The following is a 26,470-nucleotide window of genomic DNA, read 5'->3' as shown; positions in this document are numbered from 1 at the left end:
TCACACCGTCACCGTGCTCGCGGCGGCCACGCGCACCTGAAATTCGAGGCGTGACACGGCCTCCCGGGCGGCGTCGAGCGCCTGCTCGGCGGTGTCCCCGACCGCGCGTGCGCATGCGACACGCGAATCGGACGATTCCAGGACGCTGACCGCGCCGCCCGGGCGGACCAGGAGTTGTACGTCGGTCACGCCGTCGACGTTCCGGGCGTCGTCGATGCCGCTGACGTCGGTGAGAACACCCGCGACGGGTGCGGCGGCGAACCAGATCGCGGAACAGTGCGCGGGCCGCTCCACCGCGAGGACGGCCCGGATCCCGGGAAGGACCTTCTCCCCGATGGTCTGCCGCACGACGCATTCGGCGAGGTCCACGCCGGTGGCGTCGAGGGCGAGGGCCGGTATCTCGTCGCCGCCCATCCGCACGTGGGTTTCGATCACCCGGGGACCGGTTGGGGTGAGCACGATCTCGGTGTGGGTTGCACCGAACTCCACGCCGACTGCGTTGAGCACACTCGTCACGTACGTATGGATCCGTTCTTCCTGTGTCGTGGAGAGGGCTGCCGGTGCCACGTGCCCGAGTTCGACGAATGTCGCCGGGTCGGAGAACTTGCGGGTGACGGCGACGATCTGGTGTTCGCCGCACTCCGAGAAGGCCTCCACACTGAATTGCGGGCCCTCGTGGAACTGCTCCACGAGCACCCCGCTGGTGGTCAGGCCGTCGAAGTCGCCCCCTGCGCGCGCGTACGCCGCAGCCAGTGCGCCCTCCTCCCGAACCACGGCCACTCCGGCACTGCCCGCGCCGCGCACCGGTTTGACGACGCACGGGAACCCGTGCTCGAACGCGAAGGTGCGCAACGCGTCCACGTCGGCGACGACAGCGGAGGCGGTGGCGTCGACGCCGGATTCGCGGAGCGCGGCGCGCATGGCGTTCTTGTCGTGGACCGACGTCACGGTGCGGCGTGAGTGGGTGGACAGGCCGAGGGCCTCCCCGATCGCGGCGCAGCGATCCTGGTCGCGTTCACCGAACGTGGCGATCCGGGTGAACGGATGCTCCGCATGTGCGGCCGAGGCCAGGGCGATCCATTCCTCGTCCGGCGCATCGTGCCGCACGGCGATCACCCGCGAGTGCTCGGTCAGACGGCGAAGCTTGGCGACGAATTCCAGTCGGCAGATCACCGAGGTCTGTGTGCCGGGGAGGGCGTCACGGACCCTGCCCGGGAGGTCGCGGCCGCTGCCGACGACGAGGACGTGTTCAGTCATTTCTTCACCTCGAGTAGCGAGAAGGGAGACAGTGCAGGATGGTCGCCGGCCGGGAGTTCCTTCGTCCGTGCGCGTTCCGCGAGACTGCGACGCGCCGCCGTCCGGGAGACCAGAGCCGCGGCCCCGAACGTCCCGGCCAGGACGGGCCACGCCAGGAGACCGGCCGGCAACAGGACGACGACCAGAACGGTGGGGCCGAGCACCTTCTGGCCCGTCATGCCGAGGCTGAACGCGCCGAGATAGCGGGCCACGGCCGGCTGCGGGGACAACTCGGCCGACAGTTCCCAGGCGGCCACGGAGTGGATGTTCTCGGCGATCGACAGTGCCACCACCGCAACGACGACGGCGGCGATCGCCGGGCCGGTGTCGGCAATCTGGCCGACGGCGAGTGCACCGCAACAGAAGGCCATCAGCGCCCCGGTCCACGTCAGGAGTCGGGTCGCTGCGGACATGCCGTCGGCGAACCGGGCGACGTAGACCTGCAGGACCACGGTCAGCACGGTGTTGACCGCCATCAGCACCGGTACCCACGCGAGCGGCACCGACGTGTACCCGATGACCCAGATCGGGAGCAGGACGATCAGCACGGTGTCGTACAGCGACAGCACACCGTTGCCGACCGTGAAGACCATGAACCACCAGTCGCGGAACGGCGAGCGCACCGCCGTTCCGGCCGGCCCGGGATCAGCTGGGAGAGGCGTGCGTTGCACCACCGTTCCCGTCCTCCGGAGTACGAGCCGCACGGCGAACGCGATGACCACGAACGAGATTCCGTTGCCGAGGAACAGCGCCGTGAACGCGGCGGACGTGCCGGTCACGAAGACGACGCCCGCCAGCAGGAACCCCGCGGTGAGACCCACGTTCCGGATGGCGCGGATGGTGGCCATCGTCCGGGTCCGGTCGCGGCCGCCGATCACCGCCGTCACGACGGCCTGCTGGATCGGGCTGCTCGCCCGGTCGGCCGCGGTGAGCAGCACAGTGAGCACGAGGTAGCCGGTGAAGTCGGATACGAGCGCGAAGCATCCGTATCCGATGCCGCGCACCAGCAGGAGGGCCACGTAGAACCGGCCCGGCCCAACCCGGTCGGCCAGCCTGCCGAGGGGCACCGGGGCGAGCAGCGCGAGCGCACCCCCAATCGTGGTGGCCAGGGCGATCTGGTTCGCGGTGAGACCGACGACGCCGATGAAGTACAGGGCGAAGGACGCGAAGAACATCCCGGTGCCCAGCGAGTCGATGCCGGCGCCGACGGCGAGCGTTCGACCGGCAGGGCTGTCGGGGAGCAGCGCATCGCCCAGCCACCGCACGCGGGCGTTCACGGGATGCTCCCCGGCGTCAGGAAGGCGTGCACCAGATCGGCCGACCGCTGCACGTGGGTGGGTGTCGCCGCCTCGGGCGCCGGACGCCGCAGGTGGTTCCAAGCGTACCGCCGGGCCGCGTTGACGAGTAGTTCGGCGTCCTGAGCCGACTCGGCTGCCTCGGACTGCGCGACCAGCGCCGCCGCGATGAGGAGCCGGCTCATCCAGTCGACCAGCACCCACCCGGCGGCGGCGACGGTCGCGGGGTCTGCCCCCACCCATTCGTGGCGAGTTCTGTCCAGGGCACCGAGCGCATCGTGCACCATCTGCCAGGCCGCGAGCAACCTGCCCTGAGGAGCCGGTCCGAGAAGCTCCCTGGACCGGTGGGCGGCCGCGTCGAAGTGTTCGCGAATCGTCAGCAGTTCCAACGCATGGGTGGTCAGGGCCCAGCAGTCGGCCCGGGCGGTGCCGCTCCCGTCGGCGCGGGCGGTGTCCGCGGCAAGCGAGTAGGCGATGCAGCGCCGGGCCACTCTCCGGGCGCGGCCGTGCGACTGCTCCGGGAGCGCCTTCCACGCCCGGACGGCCATCACGTCGACCACCCGGTCGGCGATCTCCTCGCGACGCGCATTCGCCCATGCGCTGCCGTCGAGCAGGTATGCGGCGCTGGCGAATCCGGTGACGGCACCTTCCAAAATGCCGAGTCCCTCGGCATCCCAGATCGCCGCGACCCGATCGGGTACGGCCGAAGACAGCAGACGCGTGCTCATGCGAACTCCAGCCAGTGCCGGTAGGTGGGCTCACGCCCGCGGACCACGTCGTGAAAGACGTCGCGCAGTTGCTTGGTGATCGGGCCGCACCCGCCCGCCGCCACCGGGCGGTCGTCGACCGACGCCACCGGGACCACCTCGGCGGCCGTGCCGGTGAGAAACGCCTCGTCGGCGACGTAGAGCTCGCTGCGGGTCACGCTCTGTTCCCTCACCGTGATCCCCAGGTCGCGGGCGAGCGTGATCACGGTGTCACGGGTGAGACCGGGCAGGATGTTGTCGCCGACCGGCGGGGTGACCAGCTCACCGTCGCGGACGGCGAAGATGTTCGCGGCGGACGCTTCGGCCACGTGCCCGGTAGAGGTGAGCATCAGCGCGTCGTCGTAACCGGCGCGCAGCGCCCCGACCTTGGCCAGAGCCGAATTGACATAGGCTCCCGTCGCTTTGGCGAGCGGCGGGACCGAGTGGACACCGTTGCGTTGCCAGCTGCTGACGACGAGTCGGCAGCCTTCCTGGTCCGCGGTTTCGCCGAGGTACGAACCCCACGGCCACGCCGCGATGGCCACCCGGGCAGTGTCCAGCGCGGGCGCGACACCCATCGAGCCGTAGCCGAGGTAGACGATCGGTCGCAGGTAGCCGGAGTCCAGGCCCGTCCGGCGCAGCAGTTCGAGCGAGATCTCGGTGAGCTCGTCCACCGACCACCCGGGGTCCATCAGGTACACCCGTGCCGAGTCGTGCAGCCGTCGCAGGTGGTCGCGCAGCCGGAACACGGCCGGACCGCGGTCGGTCGCGTAGGCCCGGATGCCCTCGTAAACACCCCATCCGTAGTGCAGACTCGGTGTCAGCACATGGACCTGCGCCTGGTCCCAGGCAACGAATTCACCGTCCATCCAGACGGTGCTGGTCGGGATCAGTTCCATTGTTCTGCTTTCGGTTCGGTGGCGGCGGGCCGCCGGGACGGGACAGAGACTGCCGGTGCGCCGACCAGGTCCAGCCGCCGTTCGATGCTGCGCGACTGCAGTGTCAGAGCCTCTCGATACTTGTCGGCACCTTCACCGCGGAAGGCGAACCAGCCCCAGCGGGGTCGCAGGCTGCAGCCACGGGCGATCTTGGCCTCGTAGGCGGCGAGGCCGTAGTGGACGCGACGGATGCCGTGCTCCACCGCCCACCGCGCGGTCTCGTGGTAGGTCAGTGTCAGGTAGCAGCCACGAATCCCCGGGGTGAAGCCCGCGGTCCTGGCGAACAACGCGTCGGGGGTGCGGAGGTAGAGCACGAAACCCACGAGGCGACCGTCGAGTTCGGCACCGAGCACGACACACGAGTCACCCAATTCTTCACGGACGGCGTCGAAATCGCGTCGCACCCGGTCCTCGCCGCCGGGCAGTCCGTACTTGGCCCGGTGCGCGACCTGGAGGGCGACGACGTCCTCGTCGATCGCCTCGGGGCCCCAGCGGACCACCGTGCGCAGGCCGGCGGCGGTGTAGTCCGCGACCTCCTTGCGGAGCCGGGCGCGACGGCGTTTGCTGAGGCTCGCGACGTACTCCGGCCAGCTGTGGCCGCTCAGGTCCTGCACACCCTCGGCGCCCAGCAACGCCGCCGTGTACCCGGCGCGGGTTGCGGACCCGTCCACGTTCTCGGCGTCGGGCCCCCCGACGTACAGTAATGCCACACTGCGACAGCCGAGTTCGTCACCGGCCTGGTCGAGCAGGCCGGGCAGGGCCGCCATGACCACGCGTCGCTGATCGTGCGAACGGCCGGGCGCGTGCGCGACACCGTGGTGGTTTCCGAACGTGGCGAGCGCAACCGACGGGTACTGATCCTCGCGGGCACCGGGCAGCGCCGCGGTCAGCTCGGCCCAGCGCAGCCGATCCGGGTGATCGAGCAACTCCGGTTCGGCCATCGGCCCTGCGGTTCCCGCCAGCCGGGGCGGATCGTAGAAGAGCAGGCCCCCGGGGCGCGCCGTGATCAGCAGCGGCGCGACCGCGACGGTCCGGCCGTCCGCACGCACCTCGAGGTAACGCACCTCGTGCAGGTCGGTGCGTTCGGTGAACCGCCACCACCGCGCATCCTCCCAAATGATGTCCGGGTCCGCGATGCCCGCGAAGTCGGCGGCGGTCGGGCGGGCGCCGCGGGGCATAACGTGTCCGGTGAACCCGTCGATGTCGGTGTGGGTGGAGGTCATGCTGCGTCCTCGCTTTCGATACGGTCCCAATCGAATCCGGCGCTCACCTGTTCCGCGGCAACGATCAGCCGGTCGCCCAGCGCCGTGAAATCGGAGTCGGTCACCACCCAGTAGGCGAGGAAGTCCGCCGACTTGCGCTCGCGGTACCGGGCTGGGGTCCACTCGTCCCCGATGTGGGTGTTCAGTGTGAAGTCGTGCACGCCCGGCGGTGCGTCCGGCAGTCGCAGCACCCGGCCCCGGCGCGGCGGCACGCCGTAGAACGCTGCGTGCGGGGCGGCCGCCACCCGGTCCCGGACCGCGTCCAGGTCGATCGGCAGCCCGCATTCCACCCGCGCCCAGAGATGCCGGGGGTCGATGCCCAGGACGTGGCGGAGCATCGTCGGGATCGGCCCGCCGCCGATCCGCGCGGCCACTTCGCAGAGCACGATGTCGCCGCCGGCGGTGATGAAGAACTCGGCGTGCACGCAGACGGTGGGCGGCGAGCCGAGTGCATCGACGAGCTGCCAGGTCTCGTCCACCAGGCGCGCGCAGACCGGGTCGGTGGTGTCGACCGACCGGGAGCCGAACGGGGCGTCGGTCCAGTGCTCGAGGCACCCCTGGCCGGTGTAGCGGGATGCGATGGCGGCCACCGGGTCTCCGGCTACGCGGAACGCGTCCACGTGGTGCACCGCGCCGTCGACGAATTCCTCGACTTCGTACGGTGTGGCCGTGACGATGTCGGCGAGTCCGGTTGCCTCCGCGGGCGAATCGAGCACGTACACGCCGGTGGAGCCGGAACCGCTGCGCGGTTTGACGACGACGCGGCCCGGGTTGTCGGCCATGAAGTCGACGATGTCCGCCGGGTGGCGCACGGGCGCGAAGGCCGGGACGAGAAGCCCTGCGGCCTGCGCCAATTCCTTCATCAGGATCTTGTCGCGGTAGGCGCCTGCCGTGGCGGTGTCCAGGCCGGGGAGGCCGAGCTCACCACGCAGTCCGGCGGCCCGCTCCACGTCCACCTCGGCCAGCGCGAAGACCGCGGTCGGCCGGTGCCGTCCGGCGAGTTCCCGAGCGGCGGCCAGCACGGCCTCGTCGTCGTGATAGTCGCTGACCGTGACGATCTCGGCGAATCCCTCACCCGGATCCGATCCCTCGGCGCAGACCGCCACCAGCCGTCCGCGCATCTCCGGCAGCCACTGGGCGAAGGGCAGCCCGGCGGCGCGCGGGCTGATCAGTACGAGAATCATCGAGAAGCCTCCTTTCCTGTCACGGCCAATCCGTCGAAAGTTGTTTCCAGCGTGGCGAAAATCTCCGCCGTCCGGGGGTCGAGCGGTACTCCCCGCACCCGCCGTTCGCGCTCGTGGGCGCGTTGCGGATCGCCCGGGGCCACCACCGGTGTCCCGGTGGCGGGCGTCGATCCGCGGACGGTGTCGAGCAGGTCTGCCAACCCTGCCGCGAAGTGCGCATGCCCGCTGAACGCTCCGGGATCGAGGGCGAGGACGAAATGGCCGACCCCTCGGCTTCGGCCGGGCGTTCCCTCACCGACCTGCTCGAGCTGCCAGTCGGGCGGCGACCCGGTCAACACGGCCCCCAGCAGAGTGACCGCCATTGCCAGGCCCTGTCCCTTGTAGCCGCCGAGGGGCGACAGCGCGTACGCCTCGCCGGGTTCCGCGGTGGGCAGCCCACCGCGGTCGGTGGCCCAGCCGCTGCCCAGTGGTCGCCCCTCGGCCCGGCGGTGCTTCACCTCGCCGAAACACACCTGGCTGGTGGCCATGTCGAGGGCGAGCCCGTCGTCCCCCGTACCCGCGGCCACGCTGATCGGGTTGGTGCCGAACAGCGGCTCGACGCCGCCGTACGGAGCGACCCGGGAGGCGGCGGACGTGACTGCGATACCGATCATCCCCTGCCCGGCCAGGTGCCGGGTGTACACCGACGCCGCGCCGAAGTGGTTGGAATTGCGCACGCCCACCGCCGCGACGCCGAAGGCCTTGGCCCGGTCGGCTGCCAGGCGGGCGGCGGCGAGTCCGGCGAGCACGCCGAGTGCGCCGTCCGCGTCCAGCAGCAGTCCGGCTCCACGGTCCCGGACCACGGTCGGGCACGCCGCCGCATTCGCGACTCCGGTCGCAAGTTCGTCCAGGTATTGCGGCAGCAGCCGCAGACCGTGGGTGTCGATGCCGCGCAGGGAGGTGTCGACGAGCGCGGCGGCCACCAGATCGGCGTCGTCCTCCGGCACTCCCGCCTCGACGAGTGCGGTGGAGGCGAGCCAGCGGGCCTCCTGCTCGTCGATCAGCGAAGTGGTGTTCGGTATCTCGTGGATCATGAAGCACTCCAATGCATGAAGACGTGGGGCCCGATGCTCGGGATGTCGAACTCCGGGCCCAGAATCCGGAATCCCTGCTTGACGTAGAAGCCGGCGGCGGTGGTGCGGGCGTTGCACCAGACCGCGTCGGCGCCGGCCAGCGCGGCGTTCGTGAGGACGGTGCGCAGAAGTGTTGTCCCCGCACCGGTGCCGCGGACCTCCTCCAGGGTGGCCATGCCGCGGAGGCGCCACCCCCGGCTGGGGAGAAGACCCGGCACGGCGTGCGTTTCGGGGGGATCCTCGTGGTACAGCGAGGCCACGCCGACCGGGCGCCCCGCGACTAGGGTGGCGAAGTGCCGGGTGCCGGCGTGCGCGTCCTCGGGGTAGACGCAGGTCTCGGCCGGTTGACCCGGTCGGAGCACGGTGTGGCGGATCGGTCGCACATCGGCAGCGGACACCGGCCGCACCCGCCAGCCGTGGGCGACCGGATCGGGGAGGTAGCCGGAACCGGGACGATTCGGGAGGGTGACGCGGCCGGCCCCGTCGAGTGTCAGTCCACTGCCGGTGTTCACCGCCAGCAGGTCGATTGCATCGACATCCAGGTGGTCGGCCAGTCCCCCGAGGTGGGCCGTGGCCGACACCCCGGCCGCGGATTCGGGCATGCAGCCGAGCATGGTGATCAGGCCGCGTTCACGGGCCCGGCGCAGCAGCGCGAGGGACGGGGTGATTCCTCCGGCCTTCATCGGCTTGACATTGATGCCGTCGAACGCGTCGGTGCAGGCGTCCAGGTCCTGCGGCGACGCGATGCTCTCGTCCGCGATCACCGGGATCTGGCTGCGCTCCTTCAGGATCCGGGCGTCGCGCCACGCCGAGCGCGGAAACGGCTGCTCGATCAACTGCACGCCGAGTTCCTGCAGGCCGGGAAGGACGGGGAGCAGTCGGGACAGCTCCCAGCCGCAGTTGCCGTCCACGGAGAACGGTGCGTTCGTATGGCAGCGAAGCTCCTTGACGACGGTGAGGTCTCCCGGATCGGCGAGCTTGATCTTGTACGCCGACCATCCGGGCCGCTCACGGAGTTTGCGGACCATCACCTCGGTCTCGTCGAGCCCGATACTGAAGCTGGAGCGCAACTCGCGCGGACGTTCCAGTCCGAGGGCCTGCCACAGCGGCACACCGAGCAGGCGTGCCCGCAGATCGTGCACCGCGGTGTCGAGGGCGGCCAGGACGAACGGCGAATCGGGAAGCTCCGCGGACAGGGCTCGCCACACGGCGAAGGGGTCGTCGGGACCCAGGTCGATCAGTAACGGCGCAATCCGCCGCAGATCTGCGTGCATCCGGTCCAGGCCGGAGTTGTAGTGGTCGGTCATGAACGCGGATGCCTCACCGAACCCGGCGAGACCGTCCTGCTCCACCTCGACCACCAGGCCCCGCTGCACCGGAATCGCTTCTCTGGCAGAGCGCCACAGATGCCGTTGCGTCAAGCTGACCTCGTGCGCGGTGACCTTCACGCGGTCCCTCCGGTACCGAAGAATTCGCGGTCGCGCGGGCCGTGCGGGCGGAGGTCGTCCCACCACTGCGCGTGCTCGTCGTATTTCGCGAAGAACGGCTTGCCGACCAGGTCCGGCCGGCGTGCCTGCAGGAACCGCAGCGCAAACGCACGTCCGCCGTCGAGGTCGACGACGCCGTCGACCACGACCTTCCCCGGTGACGCTGACATCACCGGACCCCGCGCGGTCCGCCCGAGTCCGGAGACTCGTTGCAGCGCTTCGCGGTAGATGTCGACCGCTCGCGCCAGCGGCAGACCGAAATACGGTCGCGCACCGGTGTCCCGCTCGACGAACATGTAGTAGGGCACGACCCGGTTGCGGACCTGCGCCTGCCAGAGGTCGGCCCACGTGCGCGGGTCGTCGTTGACGTGACGCACCACCGGCGCCTGGGCGCGGAGCACCGCGCCGGTCGACGCCAGCCGGGCCAGCGCTGTCTGGGCGGCATCGGTCTGCAGTTCCGCGACGTGCGACAGGTGCAGCATCATCGCGACGTGTTTGCCCGCAGCGGTCAACCGCTCGAGCAACCGCAGCAGGTCGTCGGCTTCCGGCCCGGCCAACAGCCGGTACGGCCAGAACGAGACAGCCTTCGTGCCGATCCGGATCGTCTCGACGTGTTCCCGCTCAGGTTCGAGCAGCGGCTCCAGATACGAGGCCAGCAACTCCGTCCGCATCACCAGCGGGTCGCCGCCGGTCAACAGCACGTCGGTGATACCGGGGTGCAGGTCGAGGTACCGGGTCATCGCCTCCGGCCCGGACATGGCCATCTTCAGGTCGGGGGTGTCCACGAACTGGGCCCAGCGGAAGCAGTAGCCGCAATAGCTGTGGCAGGTCTGCCCTTGGCGGGGGAACACCAGCAGCGTCTCGGCGTACTTGTGCTGCATGCCCGAACCGTCGATGTCGTCGTGCTGCGGAACGTTCATGCTCAGCTGGTCGCCGGGATGCGGGTTCAGCGCGGCCCGGACCGTGTCGACCGCCTGCCGGACGGTGCCCCGATCTCCCTGCGCCACAGCCCGTTCGATCAGGTCGAAGTGCTCGGTCTCGAGCATGTCGCGGTGTGGGAAGGTCAGACGGTAGATCGGATCGTCGGGCGCACGGCCCCAGTCGATCAGCTCGTCGACGACGTAGCTGCTGACCTTGAACGGCAGCACCTGGGACACCACGTGTGCCTCGTGCCCCAGGATCGGGTCGCCGGTTCGTTCGGCGACGAGTTTGCGAAGCCGGTCGCCGCTGATCGATCGCGGAGCGAGGGCTGTGCGGGTGTCGAGATCGAGCACGGTCATTTGTCCGTCACCGCCAGGCCCCAGTCGAAGTCGACATCACCCAGGACATTCATGTCCGACATCAGCGAGTACAGCCCGCTGTAGTCGCGCACGAGCCGCGCACCGGACTTCTCGGCCCGCACGTCGGCGAGCATCTTCTCCCATCCGGTGACCTTCTCGATCCGGAAGATCGCCTCCCACGTCGAGTAGTCCGTCGCGACGAACGCGTCCAGTCCGGCGACCAGCATGTCCAGGAAGAAGCGGCGCTTGACGGGGTCCAGCACGTCGTACACCAGCTTCGCCATCTCGTCGGAAATCGATGCGTGGCAGTACTCGTCCCGGTTGTGCAGCTTGGCGGTGGTGGAATTGACCACCTGGATGTCGTGATCGCCGGCGAGCAGATCGAGATACGCGTTGATCGAGATCTCGGACACCGTGGCGAAGGCCAGCGTGGTCAGGCTGCGCTGCCAGCGTTCGGCGGCATGGGCCCGCAGCCGACGGTGCGTCCGTGAGGTGTGCGATTCGGGTAACGCGCTGTCGGGGAAAGGGTTCCCCCGTTTACGTCTGGTCAGCGCACTCGCATTGATGTGCATCAGGGTGTGGTACTGCTCGTCGACCATGGCCTGTGCGAGGGCGATATCCATGTCCTGGCCGCCGAGACCCGGGAACTCCCCGTCCATGACGAGCGCGAACGCCGGGTTGGCGACGCGTTGCTCGGCGATCACCGTGTGCCGGTTGTACGCGATCCAGGCCCAGCTCAGCAGCCGCGACCGCATCGCGTCGGGCATCGCCTGCCACGTCGGATGGTCGCGGAACGGCACGATTCCCTCGGGGTAATCGGCCCGGCCGGCGTCGAACAACTCGTCGAGGTCGGGCTCGTCGCGCTTCACCGTCGACCGTCGGTGCCAATTGCCGGCGAGGCGGCTGATGACGGCGTTCTCGGCTTCGTCGGCGGGGTCGAACGACGGCAGTCCGGGGAGGTGCACCAGCCCGTCGGCGTCGGAGCACTGCAGGTCGTCGATGATCATGCGCGAGTCCGGTCGCCGGCCCAGAAACGGGTGAGGTGACGGGCGCGGTCGGCGTACTCCGAGCGCGCGTGCAGCATGCGCTGGTTGTCCCAGATGAGCAGCGCGTTCTCGGGGATCAGCACGCGGGTGCGCAGCTCGTGGAACAGGTCGCTGACGCGATGCGCCAACCTGCGACCGGCCCGGCCGAGCGGCAGCCGGACGTCGTCGACGTCAGCGTCGTGGTGCGGGTCGTAGTCGGACGCGGTGAGCAGGTTGTAGCTGAAGCGCAGGGCCGTGCGGCCGGTGCCGTCCGCGTCCAGCATCGTGGTGCGCACACCCCCGTCCGGGCCCGGGAAGGTCAGTTCGGCGTCCGTCATCAGGGCAACCTCGGCGGGTTCCAGGGCGTCGACGAGCCGCCGGATGTCGAGCAGATCGGTGTGGCCACCGCCGCAGCGCGCCTGCCGGTGACAGAACAGCGCCAGGTACGCCGGGCTCGGATCCCAGCCCGGCGCCTCGGTGTGCGCCAGAATCGTGTTCGCGCTCTGCGAGTACGCCCGATGATCGTTGCCGGGACGGTACGTCACCTCGTGGGTGAGGAGACCGTTGTATTGCGGAACCAGATCACCAAGGGAGCCAACCACTTCCGCCGCGGCGACGCGGTCGGGTACGTCGTGGACGACGACGTACCCGTCCTCCTCCAGCCGGGACCGGTCGACACGGCCTTCCACCGTTCTCCCACCTACAGGCGCAGAGACGACATGACAATTCGGCGACATCTATTCCTCCATTCCGAAAACCCGACCGGGATGCGTACCCGTGACTCCGGTCGTTCGAGACCGGGATCGTGATCGGTTTCAAGAATGTGGTCGTGCCGCCACGCACACCAGGCACCCTAGGGGAGCCAAAACGTCACCCGGACAAAACCGCCGGGGCTGTAATGGCATCTTCGGGTGGCCGCACCGTTGATCATCCACCGCCGAGGCCGACCACTCCGATCATCAAGGGCAGGAAGACGATGATCAGAATTGCGCCGACGATGTCGAAGGTGATTCCGCTCCGGATCATGGTGGTGATCCGGACGGCTCCGGAGCCGTAGACCACGGCGTTCTGCGGCGTCGAGACCGGCAGCATGAAGCCGAACGATGCGGCGAACGTGGCGGCGAGCGCAGGCACGAAGGGGTTGACCCCGGCCGCCAACGCCACCGGGATCACGATCGGCACCACGACCGCCGCCGAAGCCGTGTTACTCGTCGTCTCCGACACGGCGATGGCCAGCAGCACCGCGAAGACGGTGATGGCGACGACGCTCGTCAGGCCCAGCGAGTCCGCGACGGAGGTGCCGATCGTCTCGGCGAGTCCGGTGTCGGCGAGCAGTGCGCCGAAGATGATGCCGCTGCCGAACAGCACGATGGTGCCCCAGTCGATTTTCGCTGCGTCCCGCCAGGTCAGCGTGAACTCGCGATTCTCCCAATCGGTCGGCAGAAGGTAGAGCAACGCCGCGCCGAAGACCGCGACCATGCCCTCGTCGAGTCGGTCGCTGATCGTGCCGTAGAGGTCCGAGTCGTTGCCGGCGATCACTGCGACGACACCGGGCAGAATCCACAGCGTCACCGTCACTCCGAACGCGATGAGCGTGTTCTTCTCGGCACGCGACAGCGGACCCATTTCTGCGCGCTGCTCCGCCAGGTAATCGGCGACGCCTTCGATCCGCCGGATCTCCGGCTTGTTGAGGCGCAGCAGGATGACGGCGAGCGCGATGAACATCAGCAGGCAGATCGGGATGGCCATCACCATCCACTGCCCGAAGCTGATCCGCTCCCCCGTGGCCTCTTCGATGAGCCCGCGTCCGATGAGGTTGGGTGGGCTCCCGACCGGTGTCAGCAGGCCGCCCACGCTTGCGCTGTACGCGAGCATCAGCATGATCGCGGCACCCACCCGGAGACGCAACGGGTCGAAGTCCTCTGCGACGACGCCGCGGCGCTGCATGAGTTTCGCGATGACGCCGAGGATGCCCAGGGCGGTGGGCAGCAGCATGGCCACGGTCGCGGTGTTGGATACGAACGCCGAGAGCCCGCACGTGATCGCGCCGAACGCGACGATCACTCCGGTGGTGGACTGGCCGACACGCGGCAGGGTCAGGATCCGAAACGCGAACCGCCGTGCGACGCCGTGTTTGAGCATCGCCTGGGCGAGGATGAACGCTCCGATGAACGTGAAGATCGTCGACGACCCGAACGCGGCGAGGACCTCGTCGGCCGGCGCCACCCCCAGAAACACCACGATCGCCACCCCGAGCAGCCCGCCGATCGGGATCGGCACCGCCTCGGTCACCCACAGCACGATGACGCCGAGCAGCACGCCGGCCAACGTCTGCTGGTTGGGTGGTATATCGATCGGTAGGGCGAGGAACGCGATCGTGATCAGTGGCGCCAGAAAGAGCCCGATCGTGCGGCGGCCCTTCTCGAATCGTTCCTCGGCGGGTGAGAGATGCTGTTCGCCGAGGCTGCGATAGGTGGTGTGCCCTAGCAACGCCTTGTCGACGTCGGTGCGGTCGCCCTGGTTCTCGGCTGTCATGGCCCCTCCCCTGCTACACGGTTCGGTACGAAAGTAATACCCACCAACGAACGTCCTAGTCGTTGCAACGGCATGTTTTCTCCCAGGTGGGCACGAACGACGCCTAGGCCGTCACCTTGTTTCTGGGAACGATCAGCACGGGCACCGGAGCGTGACGCAGGATCTTCGAGGCGGCCGAGCCGAGGAATACGTGGGCCGCGGGTCCGGCTGCGCCCGACCCCAGCGCCAGCATGTCGCCGGCTTCCCACGAGACGGCCTCCACCGCTTCGCGCCAGTCGTGGCCGCTGCCGACCACGACATCCACGTCGGGAATCGGAATTCGCGCGCGAACTGCGTTGAGCTGCTTGATGATATCGGCGCGCGTCCGTCGTGCCCACTGTTGGACGACGAGGTCCTCCGTCGATCGCTCGATCGCGCCGCCGAACATTGTCATCGGCCGCACCGTGAACGACACGATCCGCAACTGCACCGGCCACTGCCTGGCCAGTTCGGCGGTGGCAGCAACGAGACCGTTGACGTCGGCCTCGCCTCCGTACGCGACGGTGATCCGGCGGATCGACTCCGGCACGGGCGGGTAGCCGCGCGGAGCGATCGCGACGGGCACCGCCGCGGTGTGGACCAGCCGTTCGGTGACACTGCCCAGCGTCACCCTGCCCAGCAACCCGGACGACGACGACCCGACAACGACGAGACGCGCGTCGTGGTCGGCGACGATTTCGATCAAACCTGTTGGAATGGAATCGGATTGGTAGACGAGGCGGGGAATGTCCAGGCCCCCAGGCAGCTGACCGACCACCCTGTCCAGGGCGCGCGAAGCCTGCTCGGTGACGTAGCCCAGGTATTCGCGTTCGATGGGGTCGTCTTTCGCAGGCCACGGCCGTTCCACGATCGCCGCGGCCACAACCTTGTCACCGGTCCAGCGTGATATCTGCACCGCCAGGTTGAGGGGCGCAGTCCCCTGACGGCTCGAGCTGAAGCCGGCGATGATCGTCATCGGGGGGATCCCTCTGCGGCGACCGGGGTGACGACGACGTGCGTCACCGGCACACTGTGCTCGGCGCGTGCGCGGTCCACGACGTCGAAGCGGTGCCACACCGACTCTTCGGGTGGCAGTGTCGAGATGACGATCTGATCCGGACGGAACGAGTCGACGGCGGCGGCCAGGGCCCGCAGCGGCCGGTAGTCGCCCAACTCGCCGTCGGCTTCGAGGTTCTCCGCGCGCAGTGTCGCCAGCGTGTCGTCCAACCGCCGCTGTGCGACCTCTCGGGTCGCTTCCGCGACGTCGAGTGGACCGTGGGTGGCGGCGGTTCCGGTCTCGATCGGGCTGGCAGGCACGACCACGAAGTAGGTGGCATCCCGATCAGCGTCGATGCGACGAAGCTCGTCGAGCATTTCCTTGGACTGGACCGTCTGGTTCGCCAGCACCAGCACACGGTGCGGACGTGTCGTCGCCGCGACCCCTTCCACGACGGGCCGCCGGCCCACGAACCACTTGTTGGCGAGGAACAGCACGATGACGACGGCCCACGACAACAAGCTCAGCACCAGTTGCGACCGCACATCCTCTTGCAGATACATCTGCACCAGGATCGCCACGATCGCGGCCGCGGTGATGATCGACAACACCGGGAACAGCCACATCTTGACCCGTAGCTCCGAGTCCTTGGTGCGGTACCGAAGGACGATCTGGGAGACGGCGATGAGCAGGTAGACGAACAGGATGACCGCACCGCTGGAGTTCAGCAGGAAGACGAAGACGGTGTCCGGTGAGACTGCCGCGGCGATGACGCACAGAAAACCGACGACCGACGACGCGAGTATCGCGATGGCAGGCACCCCTCGACGGGTCACCCTGACCAGCTGTGCGGGTGCCTCCCGGCGCGCAGCGAGCACGAACAACATGCGGGAGGCGGTGTACATGCCCGAGTTGAGACAGCTCAACACCGCCGTCAACACCACGGCGTTCATGATGTGGTCGGCGTACGGGATCCCCATTTCGGTGAACGCGGCGACGAACGGGGACGCGGCCGCATCCTCGTCGTTCCACGGCAGGATCGTCGCCAGCAGGAACGTGGAGCCGACGAAGAACACGGCGATCCGCACGATCACCGAGTTGGCGGCCTTGGTCACCGCCCGCTCCGGGTCCGCCGATTCCGCGGCCGCGATCGTCGCGATTTCGGCGCCGACCATGGAGAAGATCACCGTGACCACACCGACGGTGATGGCCATGGCGCCGAACGGCAGGAACCCGTCATGGCTCCACAGGTTCGAGAAGTCGAGCGATTTGTTCGGCCACACCCCGAGAACGAACAGTGTGCCCAGCCCGATGAACACGACGATCGCGGCCACCTTGATCCCGGCGAACCAGAATTCGAACTCGCCGAACGACGACACCGAGAACAAATTCGTCGCGGTCATCAGAATCATCAGAACCAACGCCGACAACCACAGCGGGATGTCGATCCAATACTGGATGATCGTCGCGCCGGCGATCGCCTCGAAACCGACGACGATCACCCAGAAATACCAGTACAACCAGCCGACGGAGAAGCCGGCCCAGTTACCCAACGCGGCTCGGGCATAATCGGCGAACGATCCGGTCGACGGGTTGGCCACCGCCATCTCGGCCAGCATCCGCATGACCATGATGATCAGAACCCCAGCAAGCGCATAGGTGATGAAGGCCCCCGGCCCGGTGTCACCGATGACGACGCCCGAGCCGACGAACAGGCCTGCGCCGATCACCCCGCCGATCGCAATCATCGTCAGCTGCCGCTGGCTCAGCGCCTTCTTCAAAGTGGGTGTTGCACTCATTGCATCCCTCCGAACCTCGACGCACCGGCTTCTCGCTCTCTTGGCGAGACCGGCTGTCGGATTCCGTGGGATGTACTCGGCTGGGCACGCGACCAGAGGCAATGAGCCGCAGGGCTTGAATCTCAATCGTAAGCCGCACCGTCCGTCCACCGAGCGGGATCGGACAGGTGGATCGTGTGCGCGCTGCGCGTGAGCTCACCGGAACGTCCGCCCCAGGGCAGGCGACAGCGCCCACAGAAGTGCGCACAATAGAAGGGTGCAACCGGCGCTCACTCTCCACGGAACGAGGTGGAGCAGCCGCAGAAGGAGTTCACGATGAATTCGAAGAAGACCGTGGCGGCAGCCGTGATCGCCGGTGCGCTGGGCTTCGGCGCACTGGGACTCGGCACCGGCACGGCAAATGCTGATCCAAAGCCACCCTCAATTCCCGGTCTCTCGGTACCCGACGTGGTTCCACCGCCCGGACAGCTGGGGCAGCTGCCGTTCATCCCACCGCCGGGCCAATTGGGACAGCTTCCGTTCGTGCCGCCACCCGGCCACTGGGACAAGCCGTGGAAATGGTTCCCACGAGCTGGGTCGGGTGCGCTCGGGCATTGACCAACTCAGACCGGTTGCCACGTAGCCGATCAGCCGGAGAGCGCGTAATGACGCGTCGTGGTGCCGTCAGTGCGGTTCAGCCTGCCATGGAGCGTGAGTACGTAGAGGTGGGCGCTGATCTCCATGACGGCGGACAACTGGTGCTCGGGTGGCAGTTCGTCGAATTGTCGTCGGCGGCGGGTCCATCGCATCGCTTTCGCCACTTGGTAGGCCGTCCTCGCCCCGGCTGCGATGTGCTCACACACTTGACGATCCGCTCACGGTGGTGGTGGAAGTTCGTCGACACGATCGCGGTTGCTGGCCGTGCGCAGGCAGGAGTGCAGTGTCGGGAAGACCTCGAACGAGTTCGAGGGGACGGAGATAGGAACGCAACGGATACGGTTCCGGTGCCCATTCGAAACCGATCGACGGCGTGATACGAAGCAGAATATGATCACCCGAGAAGAGAATTCGGGCGTCGGTGTGTCGGAAGACGACGTGCCCTCGGGTGTGTCCCGGGGCGGCAATCACCTCGAGCGCCCCGTCTCGTAGCGGAATCACGTCACCGGAATCGAGCCAGCCGTCCGGTCGGCCGTGGGCGATGTCTGCCCCTTCCCCCGCTTCCTCATTTCGGGCGATACGCTCAGCGAGTCCCGTTGCCGGCGATTTCGGCGGCGTTCTCGATCTGGGCGGCGTGCCGCCCGGGACAGCGCACAGGCCGGCGGCAGCCATGGCGCGGGCGGTGCCGACCTCGCCTCCGCATCCGGCCTCGGCTCCGGAGATCGAGGCGTTTGCCTTGAGAAGAGAGCCGATCGCGGTCGCGGTGAGCACGAACGGCTCTTGGGAAAGTACTGGCGTAGCGGGCCGTTCGTGTTCTCGTTTGTACCGCGTTGCCACGGACTTCCCGGGTCGGCGAGGTAGATGCCGTCGCCAAAGAGGTTGCAAGCGGATCGTCGGTCGTTCTCCGACTACGCAGCGAAGCGGGGCCGGGCGGCTCCGGGCACTGCGACGTCGTAGGCGCATCCCTCGCCCGGTGCGCAGGTTCTTCGTCAATGTTCGCGATAGTCCACCATGTCCGCCGTAGTACAGGCCCTGATGAACCCTTTCGTGGCAGACGTGCCAGTCCGGCGTGCGGGCGGTCGTCAGTACCGCCGATTTGCCAGTACCGGCAGAGTCGCGCGAGCCTGTGTGACGAGGTCCGTGTCGATGTCGACGGTGAGTATTCCCGGGCTGGAATCGAGTTGTCCCAGAATGGCTCCCGTGGGCGAAGCCACGATGCTGTGGCCGACGCCGAGTGGCGTCGCGTCGTGGGCCTTCTCGCCTGAGGTGGCTGGGTCGGCCTGGTCGCAGGCTGCCACGAAGGTGGTGGAGTCGAGTGCGCGCGCCCGAGCGAGGAGTGTCCATTGGTCGACCTTGCCGGGTCCGGCGCCCCAGGACGCGGCGACCACGGTCAGGGCCGCTCCGCGATCGGCAAGCGTCTGGAACAGTCCCGGAAAGCGGATGTCGTAACAGGCGGCGAGGCCGATACCGACTCCCTCGACGGTGACCACCAGCGGCTCGCCTCCCGGTGCCACGGTGTCCGACTCGGCGAAGCCGAAGGCGTCGAAGAGGTGAATCTTGTCGTAATGGGTGTCGACACCACCCCCGGTGACGAGGAGTGTGTTGCGCACCCTGCCGTCGTCGGCGGGTGTGAACATTCCGGCGACGACGGTGATCCCTGCTCGGGCTGCGCACTCGCGGACGGCGTCGGCCCACCGACCGTCGAGCGGCTGTGCGACGTGGGCGAGCGGTCCACCGAAGCGTTGCATGGTGGCCTCGGGGAACACCACCAGCCGGGACCCCGCGTCCACGGCCGCATTCACGTGCTTCTCCACCGTCGCCAGGTTGGCCGCGGGGTCCGACGAGCTGGTGATCTGGGCGAGACTGATACGTAGCGTCACTGTGTTACTCCTAAATGCGCATGCTGTGGTGTATACATATTGTATGCAGGAAATGGGTGGGATCGAGGGTTCGGCGACCGAGTTGTCGGGTCGCGAAAAGGCCTATCTGTACGTCAAGGACCAGGTGCTGACGGCGCCCGCGGCGTCGGGTTCGTTCCTCAGTGAGCAGGATCTCGCCACGCGGATCGGGGTGTCCCGCACTCCCGTCCGGGAGGCACTGCTGATGCTTCAGGCGGAAGGCCTCGTCGAGATGGTGCCCAAGCGCGGGGTGCACGTCCCGGCGATGTCGGGCCGGCAGATCGCGGAGTTGATGGAGTTGCGCGGCGTTCTCGAACGTCACGCCGCCAGCCGGGCGCTGGAGGCGGGGCGGGTGCCGATCGAGGCGATGCGTTCCGCACTGGCCGAGCAGGAACAGTTCGCGAGCGATCCGAGCGCCGAGGCGGCCCGTGCGTTCATCGACTGGGACGGGCGCTTCCATCAGTTCCTCATCGATTCGGCGGGCAGCGAGCTGCTCTCGCGCACCTACGCCGGGTTGCGCGCGCGCCAGCTCCGCGTCGGCATGACGGCCCTCTTCAGTGCGTCCGACCGGCAGCACAAGGTGTGCGCCGAGCACCAGGCCATCATCGACGCGCTCGAAGTCGGCGACGAGGGCCTGGTGCACCAGAAGATCAACGACCATCTCGAGGTTACGCTTCAGATTCTCTTGCGTGCCTAGCGTTCTCGATCGCCAGCAACGCATAGTGCTCATCCTCGGTGGGATCGGGGTTGCGTCCCAATGCGAGGCCGACCAGGGTCACTGCGCCGACGATCAGAACATAGACGGCGATCGGCACCCAGCTGTCCGTCTCGCTCAGCAGGTAGGTGAAGATCAGCGGGGCCATGGCGCCGCCGAAGACGCCGGCGATCGTGTAGGCCAGTGAGCTACCGGTCGAGCGCAGCGCGACCGTGAACTGTTCGGTCACGAACGCCGCCTGCGGCCCGTACATGAACGAGTGGAATGCCAACCCGACAACTACACCCACGATGAGCAGCAGAAACGAGCCACCGCCGATGACGACGAAGAAGATGGCGCTCCATGCGACACCGCCGACGGCGGCGACGGCATAGACCAGGCGCCGGTTGATGCGATCCGAGATGGCCCCGGCAAGGGGAATCAGGCCGAGCTGGAATGCGGAACCGATCAGGATCGCGGTCAGTATCTCGCCGCGTTCGAAGCCGAGTTTCCGAGTGCCGTACGTGATCGCGAAGACCGTGAACAGCGCGTAGATCACGTCCGGTGCGATGCGCGACAAGATCGCAGCAACCAGCGGACGGGTCTGCGTTGTGAACACCTCACGGATGGGGGCCTCGGCGCGGTCGCCGGATTCTTGTAGCGCCTTGAAGACAGGGGTGTCTTCGAGCTTCAGTCGAATCCACAGACCGAAGCCGACCAACAGGGCGGACAGGAGGAAGGCAATACGCCATCCCCAGGACTCGAACTGGGCCTCGGTCATGGAGACGGTGAGGACGGCAAGTGCGCCGTTGGCCATCAGATTTCCTGCGGGAGGACCGATTTGAGCTGCCGATGACCAGAAGCCGCGTTGGCGTGGGTTTCCGTACTCACTCGACAGCAGGACGGCACCACCCCACTCGCCACCGACCGCCACACCCTGCGCGAATCGCAAGATCACCAGGATGATCGGAGCCGCGACCCCGATCCGGTCATAGCCCGGAAGTAAACCGATCGCGAAGGTCGTCACCCCGATCAGCAGTAGCGTGATCACGAGCAGTTGCTTGCGTCCGATCACATCCCCAAGGCGTCCGAAGACGAAACCTCCGATCGGTCTCGCCACGTAGCCGACCGCGTAGGTGGAGAACGCGAGCAAGGTCCCCGTCAGCGGATCGCTGTCCGGGAAGAAGATCTGCGGAAAGATCAACGCGGCCGCGGCCGAGTAGACCGCGAAGTCGTACCACTCCAGCGCGGTACCCGTGAGACTGGCGGCGAACGCCTTCGCGAGACCTTTCTTGTCGACGGGTGCGGACCTGTCGGCATCGACGGAGGTGGACTCTCCGATCATGGCAACTCCTTGTGGGTTGAATTCTCGTCTCGCACGACTCGGCACGTGCTGTGGTTCAGCTCACCGAGACCGTTGTACTAGTCACATACTTGCTGTATACAAGAGGCATGCGCAAGCCCTTGGCGCAGAAAAAACAAAAAAGTAACAAATCCGCCCTGGTCCCGACAGGGAACCAGAGGCGCGAAGTCAGGAGCCTCGACCCATGTCTCAACTCACGTTCACCCTGCCCGACGGCACCGTCGAAACCGTCGAGGTCACGACCCTTCTCAACGCCGGTTACGCCGGCCGGAACCAGGAAGAAGTCGCGTCACACATCGCTGAACTCGCAGAACTGGGTGTACCGGCACCTACGACCATCCCCGCGATGTACCCCATCTCCCCCTACCTCGCGCAACAGACGACCGAGGTCTTCGTGCAACACGGTCGGACCTCGGGTGAAGCCGAGTGGGCCCTGGTGATCACCGACGACGATGTTCTGCTGACCGTCGCCTGCGACCACACCGACCGTGACCTCGAGGTACACAGCGTGGCGTGGAGCAAGAACGCCGCACCCGATGTACTCGGTACCCGCGCATGGCGGCTGTCCGAAATTGCCGATCGCCTCGATGACATCACTCTGACGGCATGGGTCGGTCAAGGTGACGGTGAACCGTCCACCCTGATCCAAACCGGGACGCTGGCCGATCTCCTCGCTCCGAAGTACTGGCTCGACGTCCTTCGGGAGCAGGGGTTGTACAAGCCAGGAACCGTGCTGGTATCGGGCACGATCTCCATGCGCCACGGGGTGAACCAATTCGCCGACGCATGGAAGGTCGCACTACGGGATCCCGCCACAGCCGACGAATTGACCTGTAGCTACCGAACTGTGCCGATGCCTCAGCCGATCGGCTGATCCACACTCAGTGAGCGACTGAGCCGCAGGTCTCCTCGGGATCTCGGGGCGGATCGTCAACGCGCGAACTGCCCCGAACGCGGCGAGGTACCGGCGGAAACGATATCGCTGTGCCCGTGATCGGGTGAGCGGTGCGCCGTTGTTGTGCCGTCTCAGGACTTGGCGGAAGTGAAGGTGATTGGAATACAACTGATCGGGCGCGTGTGAGTTCGCTGGCAGGCATTGGCGTCGCCGACGATGACGGTGACGTCGTCGGCCTCGCCAGTCCAGCACCGCCGCCTGATCTCCACACCGTCCGCCCCGGGGAGATCGAGCGGCCGCCGAACTGTACCGCGTGATCCCCCCGAATATCCGTGACATTGCTACCTTGTCTCTCAACCTGTCCACGATGAAATCTCCTTCTAGTTGATTGCCACAGAGGAACATCCATGGCCGAAGGCTCGATGCAAATTGCGTGAGCATTCGGCGCGTACCGCGACGGCCTGGAAATCATTCGGCGCGCAGCATCCAAGGATAAGGAACTCGTTGTCGCCGAGGGCCTCTCCCACTACGACCTCTACGACAAGCCCGAGCCCGTCAAGATCGCCCTCGACAAGCTGATCCCCTTCTACAAGAAGCATCTCTGAGATCGCCGCGGGCGACCGGGAGCCTAGTCGTGCGCCCGCTCCACGACCCAGGCCGCGACCTGGGTCCGGGAGGTGAAGCCCAGTTTGGCAAGGATGTGCTCCACGTGCCCTTGTGCGGTGCGTGGTGAGATCACGAGGCGGTCGGCGATGGCCTGATTGGTCAGGCCTTCGGCGATCAGGTCGGCGACTTGGCGTTCCCTCTTGGTCAGTCGCGTCGACGCGTCGGCGGTGGGTGTGGAGGTGGCGGACGGTTGCTCGTGGAGGGCGTAGGCGATTGCCGCGTCGAAGCCGAGTTGTTCACCCTTGTGGTGGGCCGCTCCGAATGCTTTGTCCCCGAGTTCCTGCCGGGCCTTCTCTGCATATTCCCGTTGGTAGCGAATCAGATTGGAATGGATGATCGCCGTACTGCCGATCGATCGCGCCAGCCCGTCCGCGGCTCCCATCAGCACTGCGGCCCGGAGCGCATCGCGACCTTCGAAGCTGATCCAGGCCAGCGCCTCGAGGCAGCCTGCAGCGACGCGGGGGCTGCGCACCTGCTTGGTCAGCTTCAGTGATTGTTCGATGAGCTGCACCGAACGACGTGCATCACCCTGCTTCCACACCGCAATTCCCAAGGCCCACAGCGAATGCGATCGATACATCGTCTCGCCGTACGCTTCCGTGATCGCGAGCGCACGTTCGTGGCATTCGATCGCCTGGTCCGTCCGGCCGGACAGTCCATGGGCCAGACCTAACGGGTACAGGATGGCTACTTGGAGCATGTGATCTCCGCGTTCGGTGAACTCGGCGAGCGCGATCTCCAGTTTCGAGCACGCTCGCGCGAGATCACCGCTGTAGAGGGCCAGCATGCCGTCGGCGCAGTCGACGTAGGCCCGCAGTAGGGGGTCACTCGTGTGCGCGGTGAGAGTCCGCGCCTCCTCGACGAGCGCTGTCGCGGCCTGGAGGTCGCCTTGAGCGAAGGCCATTACGGTGTGGCTGTAGAGCCCCTTGATCGAATCCAAAGTGGGCGGGCCGCTCTGGCGGGCGAGCAGCTGGTCGTACCACCGTCGCCCCTCGTTGTAGAGGCCCTGGGAGCTCCAGAACAGGAACAGTGCCACGGCGATGCGCAGGCCGGCGGCGGGGTCGTCGTCGAGGCTGAATTCGAGGGCCTCACGCAGATTCGTGTGTTCCCGTTTCAGCCGGGCGATCCAATCGAGTTGGCGGGCACTGATCCACTCGGCCTCCGCATCCAGCGCCAACGCCTCGTACCAGTCCCGGTGCCGGCGACGCAACGCCATAGCCTCACCGGTCTGCTCGAGCTTCTCGTAGCCGTACTCGCGGAGCGTCTCGAGCATCCGGAAACGCACCACCGACCCGGATTCCTCCCGGATCAGGATCGACTTCTCCACCAAGGAGGTCAGCGTGTCCAACAGTTCGTCCGGTGCCAGGCCCGCGCCGCACACCTGCTCCGCCGCATCGAGTTCGAAGCTTCCCGCGAACACCGCCACCCGCCCCCACAACAGTTGCTCACCGGCGGTGCACAACTCGAAACTCCAGTCGATACACAACCGCAGCGTCTGTTGCCGCGTCGGCGCACCCCGGCTGCCGCGGGTCAGCAGCGCGTAACGGTCGGTCAGCCGTCCCAGGATCTGCTCGGGCGACATCGCCCGCAACCGCGCCGCCGCCAATTCGATCGGCAACGGCAACCCGTCGAGCCGGTGGCAGATCCCCGCCACGGTGGCCGCATTCTCCTCGGTGAGCACGAACCCCGGAACCGCGGCAGCGGCGCGTTCGGCGAACAACGTCACCGCATCGTATTTGGGCAACCCCCGCAACGAGGTCCGCCGCCCGGGATCCGGGACGGCCAGCGGCGGGACCCGCAGCACTGCTTCCCCGCCGATGCCGAGGGGTTCACGGCTGGTGGCCAGAATCCGCAACCGTGGGCACACCCGCAGCAGGGGGCCGGCGAGTTCGGCGACCGCGTCCACCATGTGCTCACAGTTGTCGAGAACCAACAACACCTCCCGCGGGGCGAGGAACTCGATCAGCACCTCCCGCAACGGCCGCGGCGAGTGGTCCCGCACCCCCACGGCGGCGGCCACCGCGTCGACCAGCGACGACCCGTCGCGCAGTTCACCCAACTCCACCAGGCGCACACCGTCGGAGTACTCGCGCTGCACCGCCGACGCGATCCGCATCGCCAGCCGCGTCTTGCCGACACCGCCGATCCCGGTCAACGTCACCAGCCGCGACCCGGCCAGCAGATTCTTCGCCTCGGTGAGCTCGTGTCGACGGCCGACAAAGCTGGTCAATTCCAGAGGGAGACTGCCCGTCGCGCCCAGCGTGGAGTGCGCCGGCGGGCCTTGTCCGCTGCGCGAGGTCGGTTGCTCCCCGTTCCCCCGCGCATCGGCCTCCGCACGAAGTGCCATCTCGTCGACCGGAAAGCCGTGGGCGCGTTGCAGCCCTCGCAGCTGTTCCCCGAAGTCGGCGGCGGTGGCCGGACGCTGACCGGGCTCGCGGGACATCGCCCGGGCGATCACCGCGGACACGTCGTCCGGTATTCCGTGCTCGCGCAGGTCGGGCACCTCCTGTGTGGTGATCCGCAGGAACTGGGCGACAACCTGCTCACCGCTGCGGCGCTCGAACGCGGCATGGCCGGTCAGCGCACTGAACAAGGTGGCACCGAGGCCGTAGACATCGGCTGCCGGACTGGGCGGTTCACCCCCGAGCACCTCCGGCGCGGTATACGCCGGCGACCCGGTGACGGCACCGGTGGCGGTCTCGAAGCCGCCGCTGATGTGCGCGATACCGAAATCGGCCAACTCGGGCTCGCCGTACTCGGTGAGCAGGATGTTCGCGGGTTTGACGTCGCGATGCAGGATGCCGAGCCGGTGCGCCGACTCCACCGCTCCGGCCATCTTCACCCCCAGCCGAAGGACCTGATCCAAGGGGAGTGGGCCGCCCGTCCGGACTCTGGCCTCCAGCGAATCCTGCGGGTGATACGGCATCACGATGTACGGAAGGCCGCTGTCGGTGGCGCCGACCTGCAAAATGTTGACGATGTTCGGGTGCCCGGTCAGCCGGCCCATCGCCTGCTGCTCCCGGAAGAATCGGGCCCGGTTCTCCTCGTCGAGGTCGACGGTGAGCACCTTCACCGCCACCGTGCGATCCAGTTCCGACTGGGTGCAGCGATAGACCACGCCGAAACCGCCGCGGCCGACCTCCTGAACGTCAGCGAAACCAGATCCACCCAGCTCGGCAGCCGGCGACGGCGGGTACCGCTGCGTGTCGAGCGGATCACCTTCACCCATCGGACGGTCTACTCACCCCGTCGGCTCGTGGTTCCGGCGCATGGTCCCGACGGCACGACCAGCGCGGATACAACCGTGGATTTACCTCTCGATGGCGTCCTCCCGAGGATATCGC

Annotated in this window: 21 protein-coding genes and 2 pseudogenes; 3 read left to right on the top strand and 20 right to left on the bottom strand. The window is 67.5% G+C overall.

The window, feature by feature from the left end; genetic code table 11:
* From JVH1_RS22020 to JVH1_RS21955, 14 genes are all read right to left on the bottom strand, one after another.
* Positions 1-1,257: an ATP-grasp domain-containing protein gene (locus JVH1_RS22020; RefSeq protein ID WP_009475748.1), complete on the bottom strand. Its 1,257-nt coding sequence runs from the start codon at positions 1,255-1,257 to the stop codon at positions 1-3.
* The gene (locus JVH1_RS22015; protein ID WP_009475749.1) at positions 1,254-2,573 is read right to left on the bottom strand and encodes an MFS transporter; all 1,320 of its coding nucleotides are present in this window, start codon (positions 2,571-2,573) and stop codon (positions 1,254-1,256) included. Before JVH1_RS22015 ends, JVH1_RS22020 begins: the two co-directional genes overlap by 4 nt.
* Entirely contained in the window at positions 2,570-3,319 is a 750-nt protein-coding gene (locus tag JVH1_RS22010) for a hypothetical protein (protein WP_009475750.1), read from the bottom strand. The genes JVH1_RS22015 and JVH1_RS22010 overlap by 4 nt, the downstream gene beginning before the upstream one ends.
* Positions 3,316-4,236: a branched-chain amino acid transaminase gene (locus JVH1_RS22005; RefSeq protein WP_009475751.1), complete on the bottom strand. Its 921-nt coding sequence runs from the start codon at positions 4,234-4,236 to the stop codon at positions 3,316-3,318. Before JVH1_RS22005 ends, JVH1_RS22010 begins: the two co-directional genes overlap by 4 nt.
* Positions 4,227-5,498 carry a GNAT family N-acetyltransferase gene (locus tag JVH1_RS22000; RefSeq protein ID WP_009475752.1) on the bottom strand — a complete coding sequence of 424 codons (1,272 nt, stop codon included), beginning with the start codon at positions 5,496-5,498 and terminating at the stop codon, positions 4,227-4,229. Before JVH1_RS22000 ends, JVH1_RS22005 begins: the two co-directional genes overlap by 10 nt.
* Positions 5,495-6,721: an acetyl-CoA carboxylase biotin carboxylase subunit family protein gene (locus JVH1_RS21995; protein WP_009475753.1), complete on the bottom strand. Its 1,227-nt coding sequence runs from the start codon at positions 6,719-6,721 to the stop codon at positions 5,495-5,497. The genes JVH1_RS22000 and JVH1_RS21995 overlap by 4 nt, the downstream gene beginning before the upstream one ends.
* On the bottom strand, positions 6,718-7,794 hold the full coding sequence (locus tag JVH1_RS21990) for an Ldh family oxidoreductase (RefSeq protein WP_009475754.1): 1,077 nt from the start codon (positions 7,792-7,794) through the stop codon (positions 6,718-6,720). Before JVH1_RS21990 ends, JVH1_RS21995 begins: the two co-directional genes overlap by 4 nt.
* Entirely contained in the window at positions 7,791-9,281 is a 1,491-nt protein-coding gene (locus tag JVH1_RS21985) for a GNAT family N-acetyltransferase (RefSeq protein ID WP_009475755.1), read from the bottom strand. The genes JVH1_RS21990 and JVH1_RS21985 overlap by 4 nt, the downstream gene beginning before the upstream one ends.
* On the bottom strand, positions 9,278-10,600 hold the full coding sequence (locus JVH1_RS21980; RefSeq protein ID WP_009475756.1) for a KamA family radical SAM protein: 1,323 nt from the start codon (positions 10,598-10,600) through the stop codon (positions 9,278-9,280). The genes JVH1_RS21985 and JVH1_RS21980 overlap by 4 nt, the downstream gene beginning before the upstream one ends.
* Positions 10,597-11,607: a diiron oxygenase gene (locus JVH1_RS21975; protein WP_009475757.1), complete on the bottom strand. Its 1,011-nt coding sequence runs from the start codon at positions 11,605-11,607 to the stop codon at positions 10,597-10,599. The genes JVH1_RS21980 and JVH1_RS21975 overlap by 4 nt, the downstream gene beginning before the upstream one ends.
* Positions 11,604-12,362, bottom strand: coding sequence for a TauD/TfdA family dioxygenase (locus tag JVH1_RS21970; protein ID WP_051033687.1), 759 nt, complete (start codon positions 12,360-12,362; stop codon positions 11,604-11,606). Before JVH1_RS21970 ends, JVH1_RS21975 begins: the two co-directional genes overlap by 4 nt.
* A gap of 190 nt (positions 12,363-12,552) precedes the next feature.
* On the bottom strand, positions 12,553-14,160 hold the full coding sequence (locus JVH1_RS21965) for a DASS family sodium-coupled anion symporter (protein WP_009475759.1): 1,608 nt from the start codon (positions 14,158-14,160) through the stop codon (positions 12,553-12,555).
* Positions 14,161-14,263: 103 nt separating this feature from the next.
* A complete protein-coding gene (locus tag JVH1_RS21960) occupies positions 14,264-15,154 on the bottom strand; it encodes a universal stress protein (protein ID WP_009475760.1) in 891 nt (296 codons plus the stop codon).
* Complete coding sequence (locus JVH1_RS21955; protein ID WP_009475761.1) at positions 15,151-16,974, bottom strand: amino acid permease; 1,824 nt, start codon at positions 16,972-16,974, stop codon at positions 15,151-15,153. The genes JVH1_RS21960 and JVH1_RS21955 overlap by 4 nt, the downstream gene beginning before the upstream one ends.
* Positions 16,975-17,289: 315 nt before the next feature.
* On the opposite strand from JVH1_RS21955, the gene JVH1_RS21950 reads away from it, so the two are divergent.
* Positions 17,290-17,571, top strand: a complete 282-nt coding sequence (locus JVH1_RS21950) for a hypothetical protein (RefSeq protein ID WP_009475762.1) — start codon at positions 17,290-17,292, stop codon at positions 17,569-17,571.
* A gap of 29 nt (positions 17,572-17,600) precedes the next feature.
* On the opposite strand, the gene JVH1_RS21945 is transcribed toward JVH1_RS21950, so the two are convergent.
* From JVH1_RS21945 to JVH1_RS21930, 4 genes and pseudogenes are all read right to left on the bottom strand, one after another.
* Positions 17,601-17,762 carry a hypothetical protein gene (locus JVH1_RS21945; RefSeq protein WP_157173972.1) on the bottom strand — a complete coding sequence of 54 codons (162 nt, stop codon included), beginning with the start codon at positions 17,760-17,762 and terminating at the stop codon, positions 17,601-17,603.
* 46 nt (positions 17,763-17,808) lie between these two features.
* Positions 17,809-18,102: pseudogene (locus JVH1_RS21940) on the bottom strand (MBL fold metallo-hydrolase); the annotation flags it as partial.
* Positions 18,103-18,211: 109 nt separating this feature from the next.
* Positions 18,212-18,384 (bottom strand): annotated as a pseudogene (locus tag JVH1_RS21935) (L-serine ammonia-lyase, iron-sulfur-dependent, subunit alpha); the annotation flags it as partial.
* A gap of 308 nt (positions 18,385-18,692) precedes the next feature.
* Positions 18,693-19,490 carry a carbon-nitrogen hydrolase family protein gene (locus JVH1_RS21930; RefSeq protein WP_009475765.1) on the bottom strand — a complete coding sequence of 266 codons (798 nt, stop codon included), beginning with the start codon at positions 19,488-19,490 and terminating at the stop codon, positions 18,693-18,695.
* 43 nt (positions 19,491-19,533) lie between these two features.
* Between JVH1_RS21930 and JVH1_RS21925 the strand changes: the two genes are divergently transcribed.
* Entirely contained in the window at positions 19,534-20,205 is a 672-nt protein-coding gene (locus JVH1_RS21925; RefSeq protein ID WP_009475766.1) for a GntR family transcriptional regulator, read from the top strand.
* On the opposite strand, the gene JVH1_RS21920 is transcribed toward JVH1_RS21925, so the two are convergent.
* Complete coding sequence (locus JVH1_RS21920) at positions 20,177-21,547, bottom strand: MFS transporter (RefSeq protein ID WP_009475767.1); 1,371 nt, start codon at positions 21,545-21,547, stop codon at positions 20,177-20,179. The genes JVH1_RS21925 and JVH1_RS21920 overlap by 29 nt on opposite strands.
* A gap of 202 nt (positions 21,548-21,749) precedes the next feature.
* On the opposite strand from JVH1_RS21920, the gene JVH1_RS21915 reads away from it, so the two are divergent.
* On the top strand, positions 21,750-22,439 hold the full coding sequence (locus JVH1_RS21915) for a DUF2848 domain-containing protein (protein ID WP_009475768.1): 690 nt from the start codon (positions 21,750-21,752) through the stop codon (positions 22,437-22,439).
* 649 nt (positions 22,440-23,088) lie between these two features.
* Here the strand turns inward: JVH1_RS21915 and JVH1_RS21910 are convergent.
* A complete protein-coding gene (locus JVH1_RS21910) occupies positions 23,089-26,355 on the bottom strand; it encodes a protein kinase (RefSeq protein WP_009475770.1) in 3,267 nt (1,088 codons plus the stop codon).
* Positions 26,356-26,470: the final 115 nt, after the last annotated feature.

Source organism: Rhodococcus sp. JVH1 (assembly GCF_000280725.2).
Taxonomy (GTDB): Bacteria; Actinomycetota; Actinomycetes; order Mycobacteriales; family Mycobacteriaceae; genus Rhodococcus_F; species Rhodococcus_F jostii_A.
The sequence above is the reverse complement of the archived record's forward strand: the minus strand, read 5'-3'. Positions and strand labels throughout refer to the sequence as shown.

Coding starts and splice junctions, on each gene's coding strand:
- JVH1_RS22020 (WP_009475748.1), bottom strand. CDS start 1,257: ATGACTGAACACGTCCTCGTCGTCGGCAGCGGCCGCGACCTCCCGGGC.
- JVH1_RS22010 (WP_009475750.1), bottom strand. CDS start 3,319: ATGAGCACGCGTCTGCTGTCTTCGGCCGTACCCGATCGGGTCGCGGCG.
- JVH1_RS22005 (WP_009475751.1), bottom strand. CDS start 4,236: ATGGAACTGATCCCGACCAGCACCGTCTGGATGGACGGTGAATTCGTT.
- JVH1_RS22000 (WP_009475752.1), bottom strand. CDS start 5,498: ATGACCTCCACCCACACCGACATCGACGGGTTCACCGGACACGTTATG.
- JVH1_RS21995 (WP_009475753.1), bottom strand. CDS start 6,721: ATGATTCTCGTACTGATCAGCCCGCGCGCCGCCGGGCTGCCCTTCGCC.
- JVH1_RS21990 (WP_009475754.1), bottom strand. CDS start 7,794: ATGATCCACGAGATACCGAACACCACTTCGCTGATCGACGAGCAGGAG.
- JVH1_RS21980 (WP_009475756.1), bottom strand. CDS start 10,600: ATGACCGTGCTCGATCTCGACACCCGCACAGCCCTCGCTCCGCGATCG.
- JVH1_RS21975 (WP_009475757.1), bottom strand. CDS start 11,607: ATGATCATCGACGACCTGCAGTGCTCCGACGCCGACGGGCTGGTGCAC.
- JVH1_RS21970 (WP_051033687.1), bottom strand. CDS start 12,362: ATGTCGCCGAATTGTCATGTCGTCTCTGCGCCTGTAGGTGGGAGAACG.
- JVH1_RS21965 (WP_009475759.1), bottom strand. CDS start 14,160: ATGACAGCCGAGAACCAGGGCGACCGCACCGACGTCGACAAGGCGTTG.
- JVH1_RS21960 (WP_009475760.1), bottom strand. CDS start 15,154: ATGACGATCATCGCCGGCTTCAGCTCGAGCCGTCAGGGGACTGCGCCC.
- JVH1_RS21955 (WP_009475761.1), bottom strand. CDS start 16,974: ATGAGTGCAACACCCACTTTGAAGAAGGCGCTGAGCCAGCGGCAGCTG.
- JVH1_RS21950 (WP_009475762.1), top strand. CDS start 17,290: ATGAATTCGAAGAAGACCGTGGCGGCAGCCGTGATCGCCGGTGCGCTG.
- JVH1_RS21945 (WP_157173972.1), bottom strand. CDS start 17,762: ATGCGATGGACCCGCCGCCGACGACAATTCGACGAACTGCCACCCGAG.
- JVH1_RS21925 (WP_009475766.1), top strand. CDS start 19,534: ATGCAGGAAATGGGTGGGATCGAGGGTTCGGCGACCGAGTTGTCGGGT.
- JVH1_RS21920 (WP_009475767.1), bottom strand. CDS start 21,547: ATGATCGGAGAGTCCACCTCCGTCGATGCCGACAGGTCCGCACCCGTC.
- JVH1_RS21915 (WP_009475768.1), top strand. CDS start 21,750: ATGTCTCAACTCACGTTCACCCTGCCCGACGGCACCGTCGAAACCGTC.
- JVH1_RS21910 (WP_009475770.1), bottom strand. CDS start 26,355: ATGGGTGAAGGTGATCCGCTCGACACGCAGCGGTACCCGCCGTCGCCG.